Source organism: Pseudomonas helmanticensis, from assembly GCF_900182985.1.
Classification (GTDB): domain Bacteria; phylum Pseudomonadota; class Gammaproteobacteria; order Pseudomonadales; family Pseudomonadaceae; genus Aquipseudomonas; species Aquipseudomonas helmanticensis.
This window is the reverse complement of record NZ_FXUY01000001.1, coordinates 4,338,864-4,355,867: the sequence shown is the minus strand read 5'-3', so window position 1 is coordinate 4,355,867 and position 17,004 is coordinate 4,338,864. Positions and strand designations below refer to the sequence as shown.

Annotated in this window: 15 protein-coding genes; 4 read left to right on the top strand and 11 right to left on the bottom strand. The window is 57.0% G+C overall.

What is annotated here, in order from left to right; translation table 11 throughout:
- From atpB to rpmH, 11 genes are all read right to left on the bottom strand, one after another.
- The gene (atpB, locus tag QOL84_RS19395; protein WP_008084413.1) at positions 1-870 is read right to left on the bottom strand and encodes a F0F1 ATP synthase subunit A; all 870 of its coding nucleotides are present in this window, start codon (positions 868-870) and stop codon (positions 1-3) included.
- 16 nt (positions 871-886) lie between these two features.
- Entirely contained in the window at positions 887-1,294 is a 408-nt protein-coding gene (locus tag QOL84_RS19390) for a F0F1 ATP synthase subunit I (RefSeq protein WP_129386918.1), read from the bottom strand.
- Positions 1,295-1,442: 148 nt separating this feature from the next.
- Positions 1,443-2,315, bottom strand: a complete 873-nt coding sequence (locus QOL84_RS19385; RefSeq protein WP_129386921.1) for a ParB/RepB/Spo0J family partition protein — start codon at positions 2,313-2,315, stop codon at positions 1,443-1,445.
- 9 nt (positions 2,316-2,324) lie between these two features.
- Entirely contained in the window at positions 2,325-3,122 is a 798-nt protein-coding gene (locus QOL84_RS19380; RefSeq protein WP_007911909.1) for a ParA family protein, read from the bottom strand.
- 18 nt (positions 3,123-3,140) lie between these two features.
- Entirely contained in the window at positions 3,141-3,785 is a 645-nt protein-coding gene (gene rsmG / locus QOL84_RS19375; RefSeq protein WP_283438232.1) for a 16S rRNA (guanine(527)-N(7))-methyltransferase RsmG, read from the bottom strand.
- Positions 3,782-5,680, bottom strand: a complete 1,899-nt coding sequence (gene mnmG, locus QOL84_RS19370; RefSeq protein WP_129386924.1) for a tRNA uridine-5-carboxymethylaminomethyl(34) synthesis enzyme MnmG — start codon at positions 5,678-5,680, stop codon at positions 3,782-3,784. Before mnmG ends, rsmG begins: the two co-directional genes overlap by 4 nt.
- A gap of 550 nt (positions 5,681-6,230) precedes the next feature.
- Positions 6,231-7,601 (bottom strand): tRNA uridine-5-carboxymethylaminomethyl(34) synthesis GTPase MnmE, encoded by a 1,371-nt coding sequence (gene mnmE, locus QOL84_RS19365; RefSeq protein WP_129386927.1) that lies wholly within the window; start codon positions 7,599-7,601, stop codon positions 6,231-6,233.
- 79 nt (positions 7,602-7,680) lie between these two features.
- On the bottom strand, positions 7,681-9,360 hold the full coding sequence (gene yidC, locus QOL84_RS19360) for a membrane protein insertase YidC (protein ID WP_129386930.1): 1,680 nt from the start codon (positions 9,358-9,360) through the stop codon (positions 7,681-7,683).
- 2 nt (positions 9,361-9,362) lie between these two features.
- On the bottom strand, positions 9,363-9,608 hold the full coding sequence (gene yidD / locus QOL84_RS19355) for a membrane protein insertion efficiency factor YidD (RefSeq protein ID WP_010465488.1): 246 nt from the start codon (positions 9,606-9,608) through the stop codon (positions 9,363-9,365).
- On the bottom strand, positions 9,601-10,002 hold the full coding sequence (gene rnpA, locus QOL84_RS19350; RefSeq protein WP_042704971.1) for a ribonuclease P protein component: 402 nt from the start codon (positions 10,000-10,002) through the stop codon (positions 9,601-9,603). Before rnpA ends, yidD begins: the two co-directional genes overlap by 8 nt.
- Positions 10,003-10,018: 16 nt before the next feature.
- Positions 10,019-10,153: a 50S ribosomal protein L34 gene (gene rpmH / locus QOL84_RS19345; protein WP_003213577.1), complete on the bottom strand. Its 135-nt coding sequence runs from the start codon at positions 10,151-10,153 to the stop codon at positions 10,019-10,021.
- 567 nt (positions 10,154-10,720) lie between these two features.
- Here rpmH and dnaA point away from each other — a divergent pair.
- Genes dnaA through gyrB form a run of 4 tightly spaced genes read left to right on the top strand, consistent with a single transcriptional unit; the run spans position 10,721 to position 16,931 of the window.
- Complete coding sequence (gene dnaA, locus QOL84_RS19340) at positions 10,721-12,247, top strand: chromosomal replication initiator protein DnaA (RefSeq protein ID WP_283438231.1); 1,527 nt, start codon at positions 10,721-10,723, stop codon at positions 12,245-12,247.
- A gap of 39 nt (positions 12,248-12,286) precedes the next feature.
- Positions 12,287-13,390 (top strand): DNA polymerase III subunit beta, encoded by a 1,104-nt coding sequence (gene dnaN / locus QOL84_RS19335; RefSeq protein ID WP_007911887.1) that lies wholly within the window; start codon positions 12,287-12,289, stop codon positions 13,388-13,390.
- Positions 13,391-13,404: 14 nt separating this feature from the next.
- Positions 13,405-14,508 (top strand): DNA replication/repair protein RecF, encoded by a 1,104-nt coding sequence (gene recF / locus QOL84_RS19330; RefSeq protein ID WP_283438230.1) that lies wholly within the window; start codon positions 13,405-13,407, stop codon positions 14,506-14,508.
- A 5-nt stretch (positions 14,509-14,513) separates the two neighbouring features.
- The gene (gene gyrB / locus QOL84_RS19325) at positions 14,514-16,931 is read left to right on the top strand and encodes a DNA topoisomerase (ATP-hydrolyzing) subunit B (protein ID WP_129386943.1); all 2,418 of its coding nucleotides are present in this window, start codon (positions 14,514-14,516) and stop codon (positions 16,929-16,931) included.
- Positions 16,932-17,004: the final 73 nt, after the last annotated feature.

Below are 17,004 nucleotides of genomic sequence, written 5' to 3'. Positions count from 1 at the left end.
TTAATGGTTTTCTTCGTGCGCCATCGACAGGTAGACGATGGTCAGCATCATGAAGATGAACGCCTGCAGGGTGATGATCAGGATGTGGAACACAGCCCAAGCCCACTGCAGAACAACGCCCAGGCCGCTCAGCCAGAGCAGACCGCTGCCGAACATCACAGCGATCAGAATGAACACCAGCTCGCCGGCATACATGTTGCCGAACAGACGCAGAGCCAGAGAGATCGGCTTGGCGATCAGGGTCACGAATTCCAGCAGGAAGTTCACCGGGATCAGCAGGGCTTGAACGAAGATGTTCTTGCTGCCGAACGGGTGCAGGGTCAGTTCGCCGATGAAGCCGCCGATGCCCTTGACCTTGATGCTATAGAAAATGATCAGCGCGAAAACCGACAACGCCATGCCCAGGGTCGCGTTCGGGTCGGTAGTCGACACGGCGCGGAACGGGATGTGGTGATCACCGGTGATCAGGATGGCCAGCTGAGGAATCCAGTCGACCGGGATCAGGTCGACGGCGTTCATCAGGAACACCCAGACGAAGATGGTCAGTGCCAGCGGTGCAATCACCGGGCTACGGCCATGGAAGCTGTCTTTCACGCTGCCATCGACGAATTCGACCAATACTTCAACGAAGTTCTGCAAAGCACCCGGCTGACCCGAAGTCGCCTTCTTTGCCGCCATGCGGAAAAGAAAAACGAAGATCAGACCCAACGCGACCGACCAGCCGAGAGTATCGACGTGGAAAGCCCAGAAGCCCATTTCCTTGGCTTCTGCTGCGGTATGGGCAAAGCCCCAGCCGCCGTTAGGTAGCTGACCGAAGGTCAGGTTCTGCAAGTGGTGCTGGATATAGCCCGAAGCGGTTGTTTCTGCCATGGTTGCCTCAAACGCCCTAAGGTCTCGAAAGTCTTGTTCTCATCAGCAGGGGAGCGAACCAGCTGACCGACTGAGTCAGCACGAACACGCCGAATACAGCTATCGGCGCCAGTGGCTTCACACCTGCAAACACCAGCGCAAAAAGCACTGCTGTCAAAATCAGTTTGCCTGCCTCGCCGGCATAAAAAGACCGGACGATGGACTGGGCTGCTCGGGCGCCGGAAAACCGAAATGCCTTGTGAGCGAAATAAACATTGGGCAGCAAGGCTATCAGGCCTCCGCAAAGTCCCGAGTATCCGGCAACGACTCCATGCCATTGCCAAAGCGCCAAAGCGGCAATGAACAAAATGACAAATTGAGCCATCAACACCGGAAAAACCGCCAGGCGATGGAACGGCAGGCGGTTTGGCTTGCGGGTTTCCATCACATTTGCTCTCCAATGGTCGGCTGCCAGAATTCAATAACTTGGCATAATTTGTGCCGACAAAATGCGCGCAGAGTATAGGGGCGGTTCTGCCCCTATTCAACTGTCAGGTAGTGATTTCCGACTGCGCGCTACATGAGGAAATGTTTCAGCGAATGTGCGCGAGCACACCTTGAAGCTCATCGAGGGAGTTGTAACCGATCACCAACTGACCTTTTCCCTTCTTGCCGTGGCGAATCTGCACCGCAGAGCCTAGGCGCTCGGCCAGACGCTGTTCGAGGCGGGCGATATCCGGGTCGGGTTTGGTGGCTTCCACAGGCTCCGGTTTGCCACTCAACCACTGGCGAACCAGTGCTTCAGTTTGGCGCACAGTGAGGCCGCGTGCGACAACATGTCGCGCCCCTTCCACCTGCTGATTCTCTGGCAGACCGAGCAATGCACGGGCATGACCCATTTCCAGGTCGCCGTGGGACAACATGGTCTTGATGACTTCCGGCAGTGCAATCAGACGCAACAGGTTGGCCACGGTGACGCGGGACTTGCCCACAGCTTCGGCGACCTGCTGCTGGGTCAGCTGGAATTCCTGCTGCAAACGCTGCAGGGCTACCGCTTCTTCGATCGGGTTGAGGTCTTCACGCTGGATGTTCTCGATCAGCGCGATGGCGATCGCGGTTTCATCCGGTACATCACGGACCATCGCCGGGATGGTTTCCTGCCCGGCTTGCTGGCTCGCGCGCCAGCGGCGTTCACCGGCGATGATTTCAAAGCGGCCACCGCCAATCGGGCGAACCACGATCGGCTGCATCACGCCTTGTGCCTTGATCGACAGCGCCAGCTCTTCCAGCGCCTGCGGATCCATGTCCCGGCGCGGCTGGTACTTGCCACGCTGCAGCAGATCCAGCGGCAGGTGCTGCAGCTCACGGGTGTCAGCTTGCGCGGCCTGTTCTTCCAGCGCGCTGACGGTCGGACCACTCAGCAGTGCATCCAGTCCACGTCCGAGACCTCGTTTCTTGACGGCCATGGGGATTCCTTAAGTTGCCTGAGCGGCGGCGATGCGTGAATTTTTGCGCTGACGGCGAACCATCTCGCCGGCCAGGGCCAGATAAGCCAGGGCGCCACGCGATTGCTTGTCGTAGGCCAGTGCCGGCATGCCATAGCTCGGCGCTTCGGCCAGGCGGATGTTGCGAGGAATCACCGTGTCATACAGCTGCTCGCCGAAGTGTTCCTTGAGCTGTGCCGAAACGTCATTCATCAGGCTCAGACGCGGGTCATACATGGTCCGCAGCAGGCCTTCGACTTTCAGGTTCGGGTTCAACAACTCGGCGATGCGCTTGATGTTATCCACAAGGTCGCTGAGACCTTCGAGCGCAAAGTACTCGCACTGCATGGGGATAATGACCCCGTCAGCGGCGACCAATGCGTTCAGCGTCAGCATCGACAGCGACGGCGGGCAGTCGATCAAAATGTAATCGTAGTTTTCACGGATCGGCGCCAGCGCGCTGCGCAGACGGCTTTCCTTCATTTGCATTTCCAGCAGCACCACTTCGGCCGCCGTCAGATCGCGGTTGGCCGGCAGCAGTTGATAACCGCCATGTTCGGAATAGTGCATGGCCTGGGCCAGATCGCATTCGCCGATCAGCAGGTCATAGACCGAATTTTCCAGGCCGTGTTTATCCACACCGCTACCCATGGTGGCGTTGCCCTGTGGATCGAGATCGATCAACAGCACCCGGCGCTTGGTCGCGACCAGGGATGCTGCGAGGTTGATGCAGGTGGTGGTCTTGCCCACACCACCCTTTTGGTTCGCTATCGCGAATACCTTAGCCATTCTTGCTTGTGTTCCCAATCATGCCGTGCGGCGCAGTATCAGCAGATGGCGTTGGCCTTGGCAACCGGGTACGGCCAGGGCGTGTTCGCTATCGAGTTTGAAGTCTGCCGGCAATGCTACCAGCTCATCGGCCGGATGAACGCCCTTCATTGCCAGCCAGCGTGTATCGGCATCGCCGAGGTGGCGAGTCCAGTTGGTGAAGTTCTCCATGCTGCTGAACGCCCGGGAAATGATCCCGTTGAACGGCTGTGCAGGCTGGAAGGCTTCAACACGACTGTGGATAACTTGCAGGTTATCCAGTTTGAGTTCGAGTTTGACCTGGGTCAGGAAGCGGGTTTTCTTGCCGTTGCTGTCCAGACAGGTCACTTGCGCGTCCGGATACAGGATCGCCAACGGGATCCCCGGCATGCCGCCGCCGCTGCCGACGTCGAGCCAACGGCCGTTTTCGATGAACGACATCACGCTGAGACTATCGAGCAAGTGCCGCGAGACCATTTCGTCCGGATCACGCACGGCGGTCAGGTTGTAGGCCTGGTTCCATTTGATCAACAGGGCCAGATAACCCAGCAGCAGTTCGTGCTGGGGTTCAGTGAGATTGACACCGAGCTCGCGGGCTCCTGTGGATAACTCTTCGGCGTGTTGCGAAGTGACCTTAGAACTCAAGCGCTTTGCTCCAACTGACGGCCCGCGCCGCGTTTTTTCAAATGAATCATCAACAGCGAAATCGCTGCCGGGGTCACGCCCGGGATCCGCGAAGCCTGGCCAAGCGTCTCTGGACGAGTCGCGCCGAGCTTGCTCTGGATCTCCTTGGAGAGACCGGAAATGTTGGTGTAATCGATATCCACAGGCAATTTAGTGTCTTCGCTGGCGCGCAGACGGGCGATTTCGTCCTGTTGACGGTCGATGTAACCGGCGTACTTGGTCTTGATTTCAACCTGCTCGGCGACCTGTGGATCTTCGGCGCCGTTGCCGGTCACTTCGACCAGACCAGCGTAGTCGATTTCCGGACGACTCAAGAGATTGAGCAAGTTGTATTCGTGAGTCAGCGGCGTGCCGAATTTTTCGGCAATCGCATCGCCTTGCTGCGTATTCGGGCGAACCCAAGTGCTTTTCAGGCGTTGCTCTTCGAGTTCGATGCTTTCGCGTTTCTTGCAGAAGGCCGCCCAACGCGCGTCATCGACCAGGCCGAGCTCGCGGCCTTTTTCGGTCAGACGCAGGTCGGCGTTGTCTTCACGCAGGATCAGGCGGTACTCGGCACGCGAAGTGAACATGCGGTACGGCTCTTGAGTGCCGAGGGTGATCAGGTCGTCGACCAATACGCCGATGTACGCTTCATCGCGACGTGGGCACCAGGCTTCTTTGCCCTTGGCGCGCAGTGCGGCGTTGGCACCCGCGAGCAAACCTTGGGCGCCAGCTTCTTCGTAACCGGTGGTGCCATTGATTTGCCCGGCGAAGAACAGACCGCCGATGACTTTGGTTTCGAGGCTGTACTTCAGATCGCGCGGATCGAAGTAGTCGTATTCGATCGCGTAACCCGGACGCACGATGTGCGCGTTTTCCATGCCGCGAATCGATTGCACGATCTGCAATTGCACGTCGAACGGCAAGCTTGTGGATATCCCGTTCGGATACAGCTCGTGGGTGGTCAAACCTTCCGGTTCGATGAACACCTGATGGCTTTCCTTGTCGGCAAAGCGGTGGATCTTGTCTTCGATCGACGGGCAATAGCGCGGGCCGATGCCTTCGATTTCACCGGCAGCGGAATACATCGGCGAACGATCGAGGTTCGCCGCGATGATTTCGTGGGTGCGGGCGTTCGTGTGAGTAATCCAGCAGCTGACCTGGCGTGGATGCTGTTCTTTGTTGCCCATGAACGACATCACCGGGATCGGCGTATCGCCCGGCTGCTCGGTCATCACCGAGAAATCCACAGACTTGCCATCGATACGCGGCGGGGTGCCGGTTTTCAGGCGACCGACACGCAATGGCATTTCACGCAGACGGTGAGCCAGGGCGATCGACGGCGGATCACCGGCGCGACCACCAGAAAAATTCTGCAACCCGATGTGGATAAGTCCGCCGAGGAACGTACCGGTGGTCAATACCACTGAATCAGCAAGGAAACGCAGACCCATTTGTGTGACCACACCACGGACTTGTTCCTGCTCGACGATCAGGTCGTCAGCGGCTTGTTGAAATATCCACAGGTTCGGCTGGTTTTCGAGAATTTCGCGGACAGCGGCTTTGTACAGAATCCGGTCGGCTTGCGCACGGGTTGCTCGTACGGCTGGGCCTTTGCGGCTGTTCAACACGCGAAACTGGATGCCGCCCTTGTCGGTAGCCATGGCCATCGCGCCGCCAAGGGCATCGATTTCCTTGACCAGATGGCTTTTGCCAATGCCACCGATGGCCGGGTTGCAACTCATGGCACCGAGGGTTTCCACGTTATGCGTCAGCAACAGGGTTTTTGCCCCCATACGTGCTGAGGCCAGTGCTGCCTCGGTACCGGCATGACCGCCGCCGATGACGATCACTTCAAAACGGGAAGGGAAATCCACCACGCACCTCGTGCCTGCTTAAGTAGGTAATTCAGGAATAGTTTGAGATCAGGTTTTTGGACCTGGTCGACAAGTATAGGGACTTCGCCCTTCCTAAAGAACCCTTTGCACAAAATTTAACCAGCTGTGGAGAACTCGAGGTTAAAAGAATAAAAAAGAGAGAAATTTATAAAACCTTTGTTTTTATGTTTATTTCTACTGAGGCGACTTTCTGTGGATAGATTGCTACGGGCCTTTATATTCAATATGTACAGAGTTTCAAAACCCTGTGTTCAGGTGCCAATGAGGGGCTTGGATAACCGGTCTAAGCCTGTGGATGAAAGAGCTTGTTATCCACAGGGGCGGTTATATCCAGTTTTGAAGCCCTGTTATCAACCGACCTCAGTGGCAGTTATTCACAGGGCTTAATCCACGGAAATCCGGAAAATGATGAAATAGCGGGCACGAGAAATCCGCTCAGGGAGAGGAATCTGCCCGGCTGGAGAAAGGTTTGGAGAAAGAGGAGGTGCAGACAGGTCGCGAATGGACCTGTCTGTGGATAGCGGAAGGTTTATTTACCGATACAGAAGCTGGAAAAGATCCGTCCCAGCAGATCATCAGAGCTGAATGCCCCGGTGATTTCCCCTAGAGAGTGCTGAGCCTGACGCAGGTCTTCGGCCAGCAACTCGCCGGCACCCGCCAGAGTCAGTTGTGCGCGACCGTGTTCAAGGGCTGCGCTGGCGTGGCGCAACGCTTCAAGGTGGCGGCGGCGAGCGCTGAAACTGCTTTCAGACGTCTGCTCGTAGCCCATGCAGGCTTTGAGATGGTCGCGCAACAGATCCAGCCCTTCACCGGCTGATTTGGCGCTCAAACTGATCGTCACATGGCCATCTTCACTGGTTTCCAGGGCAATTGCTTCCCCGGTCAGATCGGCTTTATTACGGATCAGGGTAACTTTTGCCGGATCCGGGCGGGTTTCGAGGAATTCCGGCCACAACGCAAACGGATCGAGCGCTTCCGGTGCGGTTGCATCGACTACCAGCAAAACCCGATCGGCTTCACCGATGGCTTTCAGCGCTCGCTCGACGCCGATCTTTTCCACCTGATCATCGGTATCACGTAAGCCTGCAGTATCGACAACGTGCAGCGGCATGCCGTCGATGTGAATATGTTCCCGCAGGATGTCCCGAGTAGTGCCGGCAATCTCGGTAACAATCGCCGCTTCACGTCCGGCCAGGGCATTGAGCAGGCTCGATTTACCAGCGTTCGGACGGCCGGCAATCACCACCGTCATGCCATCTCTTAGCAAAGCACCCTGCCCGGCTTCGCGCAGCACAGTGGATAACTCACTGCGAACTTTGTCGAGCATGCTCAAAACATGACCATCGGCGAGAAAGTCGATTTCTTCTTCCGGGAAGTCGATGGCGGCTTCGACGTAGATACGCAACCCGATCAGCTGTTCGGTGAGGTTATGCACACGCTGGGAAAAAGCGCCTTGTAATGAGCGCAACGCATTACGCGCAGCCTGTGCAGAACTGGCTTCGATCAAATCGGCAATCGCCTCGGCCTGTGCCAGGTCGAGTTTGTCATTGAGGAACGCGCGTTCGCTGAATTCCCCCGGACGCGCCAGACGGCAGCCCAGTTCCAGACAACGTTTGAGCAACATATCCAGAACGATCGGGCCGCCGTGGCCCTGCAGTTCCAGCACGTCTTCACCGGTGAACGAGTTCGGCCCCGGGAAATACAGCGCCAGACCTTCATCGAGCACTTGCTGGTCATCACTGAAAAACGGCCCGTAATGGGCGTAACGCGGTTTCAGTGCGCGGCCGCTGATGGCTTGTGCGGCAACGCTGGCCAGCGGCCCGGAAATACGGACGATGCCGACACCGCCGCGACCTTGAGCGGTGGCGACAGCAGCGATGGTTTCACGAGGTACGCTCATTAACCGGAATCCAGACAAAAATGACAGATAGCAAAACGCCCCACTAGGGGGCGTTTTGAGTGGTTATCCACAGTGTAAATCAAGCGGCTGCTTTGGTAGCCCGTTCGATCTTACGCGTGATGTACCACTGTTGGGTGATGGACAGGCAGTTGTTCACTACCCAGTACAGCACCAGACCAGCCGGGAACCACAGGAAGAAGAAGGTGAAGATGATTGGCATCATTTTCATGACCTTCGCCTGCATCGGATCCGGCGGAGTCGGGTTCAACTGCTGCTGGATGAACATGGTTGCGCCCATGATGATCGGCAGAATGAAGAACGGATCCTTAATTGACAGGTCAGTGATCCACAGCATGAACGGCGCTTGGCGCATTTCCACGCTTTCCAGCAGAACCCAGTACAGCGAGAGGAAAACCGGCATCTGCACGAGGATAGGCAAGCAGCCGCCCAGCGGATTGATCTTCTCTTTCTTGTACAGCTCCATCATGGATTGCGACATTTTCTGCCGGTCATCGCCATGCTGTTCTTTCAGTGCAGCCAGTTTCGGTGCAACGGCACGCATGCGCGCCATCGATTTGTAGCTGGCAGCCGACAGAGGGAAGAACAGACCCTTGATCAGCATGGTCAGGAAAATGATCGACCAGCCCCAGTTACCGACGATGGCGTGGATGTGTTGCAGCAGCCAGAAGATTGGCTGGGCAATGAACCACAGAATGCCGTAGTCGACGGTCAGTTCCAGACCCGGGGACAACTGTTTCAGCACAGCCTGGCTTTTCGGACCGGCGTACAGCACAGCGCTGGTTTCAACTTTGGCACCCGGAGCAGCGGTCAGTGTCGGACCGGTGTAACCGATGATGTAGTTGCCTTTGCTGTCTTTACGCGTCTGGACGACATTGTTTTCGCCCTTCGCCGGAATCCACGCAGTCACGAAGTAGTGTTGCAGCCAGGCTACCCAACCACCGGTGACGGTTTCTTTCAGCTGCGCCTTGTCCATGTCCTTCATGGACACTTTCTTGTACGGCTCCGAACTTGTCCACAGGGCGGCGCCCAGGTAAGTCGCGGTGCCAGTAGCGGTTGTGGACGAAGGATCGGCGCTGTTATCGCGCTTCAACTGAGCAAACATTGCGCCGTTCCAGGGCTGAGCGCTCTGGTTATCCACAATGTAGGAAACGGCTACGTCATACAGGCCGCGTTTCAGAGTGAAACGCTTGATGTAATTGACGCCGTCCTTGCTGAACTTCAGGTCTACGACCAGTTGGTCCTGACCGTCAGCCAGTTGATAAGTCTTCTTCTCCGAGGAGTAAACCGGACGACCGGCAGGATTTGCATCCGGGCCATTGGTGCCGATCAGACCGCTTTGTGCCAGATAAACACGTTCGCCGCCGTTATCGAACAGCTGGAACGGAACATCAGGACGATCCTGACGACGTGGATACAGAGGCAAGGTCAGTTGGGCAACGTCGCCACCTTGTGGATCGATCGCGAGATCGAGCACGTCGGTTTTGATCTGGATCAGATCCTTGCTGGCGGCTACCGGTGTTTCGGCAGGTGCGCTGGTATCGCTAGCGGCGCGCGGAATATCGTCACTGGCGGCAGCATTATTGCCAGTGGCGGTGTCCGGCAAACCGGATGTAGTCGTACTGGAAGCAACATTCTGAGTCGGCAGGGCAGCCTGACCGTAGTCCTGGTTCCATTTAAGGACCATAACGTAGGCCACGATTGCCAGGGCGACGATCAGGATCGTGCGTTTGATATCCATGATTACTCGGCCATCGAAGAAGAACGGGAGGTAGGGATAGGTGGAACCGGGTCATAACCACCGGGATTCCACGGATGACAGCGACCTAAACGACGAAAGGTCAGCCAGCCACCGCGCAGAAGGCCATGATTTTCAATGGCTTCATACGCGTAGCAGGAACAACTGGGGTAGAAACGACAATGACTGGCCATCAAAGGACTAATGGCATAGCGATAAAACTGGATCGGAACGAGGGCCAGTTTACGCATCAGGACTGTCTACCCCTACAGTTTCGGTTTTGACTTCTGGAACTGGCTTGCTGCGTGCCAGACGCTTCCAGAGCTTGCCGAAATGCTGAATCAATTCGGGGTTTTCTACATCGCCCAGACCTTTGCGCGCGACGATAACGATATCCCAGCCGACCAGTGAATCCTGGTGCAGACGGAATGATTCGCGCATCAAACGTTTGAGGCGATTGCGCTCAACGGAGAGCTTTACGCTCTTTTTCCCGATAACCAGCCCGAGACGGGGGTGATCAAGATCGTTGTTGCGTGCTAGGAGCAGGAGATTTTTCCCCGGAACCTTGCCGGTAGGGGAGTCAAAGACTGCCTTGAAATGCCGGGGGGTAAGCAGACGCTTTTCCCGACTGAAGTCCTGACTCACCTCCAGTACCGGATTATCAAACTGCCAGACGCGCACGACCTTTGGCGCGGCGACGCGACAGGACTGCACGGCCGTTCTTGGTAGCCATGCGAGCACGGAAACCGTGGGTACGGGCGCGTTTGATAGTGCTTGGTTGGAAAGTACGTTTCATTGTCGTGTTACCTGGTTCGTCCACAACGGGCCGGAATGGCCCCCGTTTTAAGAGACCGGGGATTCTAGAGAAAGCAAGCCTTCAGGTCAATTTCCAACCAGCGTTTCCTTATAAATAGATCTCGATGCCTTCTTGGGCTGACAGCCTGTTCGCCAAATATAAAAATAAAGAAGGGAATTATTTAAAGCTTTTCTGTAAAGCTTATAAAAGCTAGGGCCACCATCTTCTGTGTATAACTGCTCTCAGGCCTTGTTTCACCTGATGTACAGAGGATGACAACTACAGTGGAAAACCGTGTTCAGCCTGTGCTGCACTGTCGGATAACCTGTGTGTGGAATGGGCTGTTATCCACAGGCAGGTTATCCACCGAGTTCAACCCCCAGTTGTCCAGTGCCCTTAGAGCGGGTTATCCACAGAGCTTATTCACACACCGTTGGTCGCTTTGTTGTCATTTAACGCATTGATAAATCATGCGCAGCTGACTACCTGCATGTGGATAAGTGGGCGGCTCGCCGCTACAATGGCCGCTTGTTTTTGCCTCACCGGCTTTCAACTTAGGGGATATCCGTGTCAGTGGAACTTTGGCAGCAGTGCGTGGAGCTTTTGCGCGAGGAGCTGCCTGCCCAACAATTCAACACCTGGATCCGTCCACTACAGGTCGAAGCCGAAGGCGACGAGTTGCGCGTCTACGCACCGAACCGTTTTGTGCTGGACTGGGTCAACGAAAAGTACCTGGGCCGCGTCCTTGAACTGCTGGATGAGCATGGCAACGGCATGGCGCCGGCGCTTTCCTTATTAATAGGCAGCAAACGCAGCTCGGCCCCACGTGCCGCACCGAATGCACCGCTGGCTGCCGCACAGGTTTCCCAGGCCCAGGTAAACACGGGCGCGCCTGCCAATACGCAGGCTCCTGTGTCGACGCCTGCGCCGGCCAAGCGCTCGACGCAGAAATCCGTTGAAATCAGTGACGAGCCATCGCGTGACAGCTTCGATCCGATGTCCGGTGCTGCCTCACAACAGGCCCCGGTCCGCGCAGAACAGCGCACCGTGCAGGTCGAAGGTGCGCTCAAGCACACCAGTTACCTGAACCGCACCTTTACCTTCGAAAACTTCGTCGAAGGTAAATCCAACCAGCTCGCCCGTGCGGCGGCCTGGCAAGTGGCGGACAATCCCAAGCATGGTTACAACCCACTGTTCCTTTATGGTGGCGTCGGCCTGGGTAAAACTCACTTGATGCATGCGGTGGGTAACCATCTATTAAAGAAGAACCCGAATGCCAAGGTCGTGTACCTGCATTCCGAGCGTTTCGTGGCCGACATGGTCAAAGCGCTGCAACTGAACGCGATCAACGAGTTCAAGCGTTTCTACCGTTCGGTGGATGCTTTGCTGATCGACGACATTCAGTTCTTCGCCCGCAAGGAGCGTTCGCAGGAAGAGTTTTTCCACACCTTCAACGCCCTGCTTGAAGGTGGCCAGCAGGTCATTCTCACCAGTGACCGCTACCCGAAAGAAATCGAAGGCCTTGAAGAGCGTCTCAAATCCCGCTTCGGCTGGGGTCTGACGGTTGCCGTCGAGCCGCCGGAACTGGAAACCCGCGTGGCGATCTTGATGAAGAAGGCCGACCAGGCCAAAGTCGACTTGCCGCACGACGCCGCGTTCTTCATTGCCCAACGCATTCGCTCCAACGTCCGTGAGCTGGAAGGCGCGCTAAAGCGCGTGATCGCCCACTCGCACTTCATGGGCCGCGACATCACCATCGAGTTGATTCGCGAATCCCTGAAAGACCTGTTGGCATTGCAGGACAAACTGGTCTCTGTGGATAACATTCAGCGCACCGTCGCCGAGTACTACAAGATCAAGATCTCGGACTTGCTGTCCAAGCGCCGCTCGCGCTCGGTAGCACGCCCGCGTCAGGTGGCCATGGCGTTGTCCAAGGAACTGACCAACCACAGCCTGCCGGAAATCGGTGATGTGTTTGGTGGCCGTGACCACACCACCGTGTTGCACGCCTGCCGCAAGATCAACGAACTTAAGGAATCCGACGCGGACATCCGCGAGGACTACAAGAACCTGCTGCGTACACTGACAACTTGATGAACACCAGCGCAGCTTATTAAGGCAAGGGACTAGACCATGCATTTCACCATTCAACGCGAAGCCCTGTTGAAACCCCTGCAACTGGTCGCAGGCGTCGTCGAGCGTCGACAGACCTTGCCGGTACTGTCCAACGTGCTGTTGGTAGTCGAAGGCCAGCAACTGTCGCTGACCGGTACCGACCTGGAAGTCGAACTGGTCGGTCGTGTGCAACTTGAGGAGCCGGCAGAGACAGGTTCCATCACCGTGCCTGCGCGCAAGCTGATGGACATCTGCAAAAGCCTGCCCAACGATGCGCTGATCGACATCAAGGTCGACGAGCAGAAGCTGGTCGTGAAGGCTGGCCGTAGCCGCTTCACCCTGTCGACCCTGCCAGCCAACGATTTCCCGACCGTTGAAGAAGGTCCGGGCTCGCTGACCTGCAGCCTTGAGCAAAGCAAACTGCGACGTTTGATCGAACGCACCAGCTTCGCCATGGCCCAGCAGGACGTGCGTTATTACCTCAACGGTATGCTGCTGGAAGTTTCCGAAGGCATCATCCGTGCTGTGGCTACTGATGGTCACCGTCTGGCCATGTGCTCGATGAAAGCCGATATCGGCCAGCCGGATCGCCACCAGGTGATCGTGCCGCGCAAAGGTATTCTCGAACTGGCGCGTCTACTCACCGAGCCGGACGGCAATGTCAGCATCGTGCTGGGTCAGCACCACATCCGTGCGACCACCGGCGAATTCACTTTCACCTCGAAACTGGTCGACGGCAAATTCCCGGATTACGAGCGCGTTCTGCCGAAGGGCGGCGACAAGCTGGTATTGGGCGATCGCCAGGCCCTGCGTGAAGCGTTCAGCCGTACCGCGATTCTTTCCAACGAAAAGTACCGTGGTATCCGTCTGCAACTGGCCAGCGGTCAGTTGAAGATCCAGGCCAACAACCCGGAGCAGGAAGAAGCGGAAGAAGAAGTGGGCGTTGAATACAACGGCGGTTCGCTGGAAATAGGCTTCAACGTGAGCTATCTGCTCGACGTGCTGGGCGTGATGACCACCGAGCAGGTTCGTCTGATCCTGTCCGACTCCAACAGCAGTGCGCTGGTGCAAGAGTCCGACAACGACGATTCGGCTTACGTTGTCATGCCGATGCGTCTGTAATCAGCTGACCCTGGATGTCCTTAAGTCGTGTTTCGGTCACCGCGGTGCGCAATCTGCACCCGGTGACCTTCTCCCCCTCCCCCCGCATCAACATTCTTTACGGCGCCAACGGCAGCGGCAAAACCAGTGTTCTGGAAGCCATTCATCTGCTGGGGCTTGCCCGTTCGTTTCGCAGCACGCGTCTGTTGCCGGTCATCCAGTATGAGCAGCTCGCCTGTACCGTGTTCGGTCAGGTTGAATTGGGCGAGGGTGGCCATAGCGCTTTGGGAATCTCGCGCGATCGTCAGGGCGAGTTTCAGATTCGTATCGACGGTCAGAACGCCCGTAGCGCCGCGCAACTGGCGGAGATCCTGCCGCTGCAGTTGATCAACCCCGACAGCTTCCGCTTGCTCGAAGGTGCACCGAAGATTCGCCGGCAGTTCCTCGACTGGGGCGTGTTCCACGTCGAACCGCGCTTCATGGCCACCTGGCAGCGTTTGCAGAAGGCCTTGCGCCAGAGAAACTCCTGGCTGCGGCATGGTACACTTGACGCCGTTTCGCAAGCGGTTTGGGACAGGGAACTGTGCCAGGCCAGCGCTGAAATCGATGAATACCGCCGCGCTTACATCAAAGCCTTGAAACCAGTCTTTGAACAAACCTTGAGCGAACTGGTTGAGCTCGAAGGTTTGACGCTCAGCTATTACCGAGGCTGGGACAAAGACCGGGAATTGAGCGCCGTACTGGCCGGATCCCTGCAACGGGATCAGCAAATGGGTCATACCCAGGCCGGACCGCAACGGGCTGATTTGCGTCTTAGATTGGGCGCACACAACGCCGCGGACATTTTGTCCCGGGGTCAGCAGAAGTTAGTGGTCTGTGCACTGCGGATTGCCCAAGGGCACCTGGTCAGCCAAGCCCGACGCGGTCAGTGTATTTATCTGGTGGATGACTTGCCGTCCGAGTTGGACGAGAACCATCGTCGCGCGTTGTGCCGCTTGCTGGAAGACTTACGCTGCCAGGTGTTCATCACCTGTGTAGATCACGAATTATTGAGGGAAGGCTGGCAGACGGAAACGCCAGTCGCTCTGTTCCACGTGGAACAGGGCCGTATCACCCAGACCCACGACCATCGGGAGTGAAGGCATTGAGCGAAGAAAATACGTACGACTCAACGAGCATTAAAGTGCTGAAAGGCCTGGATGCCGTACGCAAACGTCCCGGTATGTACATTGGTGACACCGACGATGGCAGCGGTCTGCACCACATGGTGTTCGAGGTGGTCGACAACTCGATCGACGAAGCCCTCGCCGGCCACTGCGACGACATCAGCATCATCATCCACCCGGATGAGTCCATCACCGTTAAAGACAACGGCCGTGGCATCCCGGTAGACGTGCACAAAGAGGAAGGCGTTTCCGCCGCCGAGGTCATCATGACCGTCCTGCACGCTGGCGGTAAGTTCGACGACAACTCTTACAAGGTATCCGGCGGCCTGCACGGTGTAGGTGTGTCGGTTGTGAACGCGTTGTCCAAAGAACTGGTCCTGACCGTTCGCCGCAGCGGCAAGATCTGGGAACAGACCTACGTCCACGGCGTACCTCAGGCGCCGATGGCGATCGTTGGCGACAGCGAAACCACCGGCACCCAGATCCACTTCAAGCCTTCGGCTGATACCTTCAAGAATATCCACTTCAGCTGGGACATCCTGGCCAAGCGTATTCGTGAACTGTCCTTCCTCAACTCCGGTGTCGGCATCGTCCTCAAGGATGAGCGCAGCGGCAAGGAAGAGCTGTTCAAGTACGAAGGCGGTCTGCGTGCGTTCGTTGAATACCTGAACACCAACAAGACTGCGGTCAACCAGGTGTTCCACTTCAACATCCAGCGTGACGACGGCATCGGCGTGGAAATCGCCCTGCAGTGGAACGACAGCTTCAACGAGAACCTGTTGTGCTTCACCAACAACATTCCGCAGCGCGACGGCGGTACTCACCTGGTGGGTTTCCGTTCGGCACTGACGCGTAACCTGAACACCTACATCGAAGCGGAAGGCCTGGCGAAGAAGCACAAAGTCGCCACCACCGGTGACGATGCCCGTGAAGGCCTGACTGCGATCATCTCGGTGAAGGTGCCGGATCCGAAGTTCAGCTCGCAGACCAAAGACAAGCTGGTCTCTTCCGAAGTGAAGACCGCGGTCGAACAGGAAATGGGCAAGTACTTCTCCGACTTCCTCCTGGAAAACCCGAACGAAGCCAAGCTGGTTGTCGGCAAGATGATCGATGCCGCTCGCGCCCGTGAAGCCGCGCGCAAGGCCCGTGAGATGACCCGCCGCAAAGGCGCGCTGGACATCGCCGGCCTGCCAGGCAAGCTCGCTGACTGCCAGGAAAAAGACCCGGCACTGTCCGAACTGTACCTCGTGGAAGGTGACTCCGCGGGCGGCTCTGCCAAGCAGGGACGTAACCGCAAGACCCAGGCGATCCTGCCGTTGAAGGGCAAGATCCTCAACGTCGAGAAGGCCCGTTTCGACAAGATGATCTCTTCCCAGGAAGTGGGCACCTTGATCACCGCACTGGGCTGCGGTATCGGTCGCGACGAGTACAACATCGACAAGCTGCGTTATCACAACATCATCATCATGACCGATGCTGACGTCGACGGTTCGCACATCCGTACCCTGCTGCTGACCTTCTTCTTCCGTCAGTTGCCGGAGCTGATCGAGCGTGGCTACATCTACATCGCTCAGCCGCCGCTGTACAAGGTCAAGAAAGGCAAGCAAGAGCAATACATCAAAGACGACGACGCCATGGAAGAGTACATGACGCAGTCGGCCCTGGAAGATGCGAGCCTGCACCTGAACGAAGAAGCCCCGGGCATTTCCGGTGAAGCGCTCGAGCGTCTGGTGAACGACTTCCGCATGGTGATGAAGACCCTCAAGCGTCTGTCGCGCCTGTACCCGCAGGAACTGACCGAGCACTTCATCTACCTGCCGGCCGTGAGCCTGGAAAAGCTCGGCGACCATGCAGCGATGCAAGAGTGGCTGGCCCAGTACGAAGCGCGTCTGCGTACCGTGGAAAAATCCGGTCTGGTCTACAAGGCCAGTCTGCGTGAAGACCGTGAACGTGGTGTGTGGCTGCCAGAGGTCGAACTGATCTCCCACGGCCTGTCGAACTACGTCACCTTCAACCGCGACTTCTTCGGCAGCAACGACTACAAGACCGTCGTCACCCTCGGCGCTCAGCTGAGCACGCTGCTCGACGAAGGCGCGTACATCCAGCGTGGCGAGCGCAAGAAAGCGGTCACCGAGTTCAAGGAAGCCCTCGACTGGCTGATGGCTGAAAGCACCAAGCGCCATACCATTCAGCGATACAAAGGTCTGGGCGAAATGAACCCGGATCAGCTGTGGGAAACCACCATGGACCCAAGCGTGCGCCGCATGCTGAAAGTCACTATCGAAGACGCCATTGGCGCAGACCAGATCTTCAACACCCTGATGGGTGATGCGGTCGAACCTCGCCGTGACTTCATCGAGAGCAATGCGCTGGCGGTTTCTAACCTGGATTTCTGATCCTCGTTTGCGTCAAACAAGAAGGCCAACGCATTGCGTTGGCCTTTTTATTGGCAGATCAAAAGATCGCAGC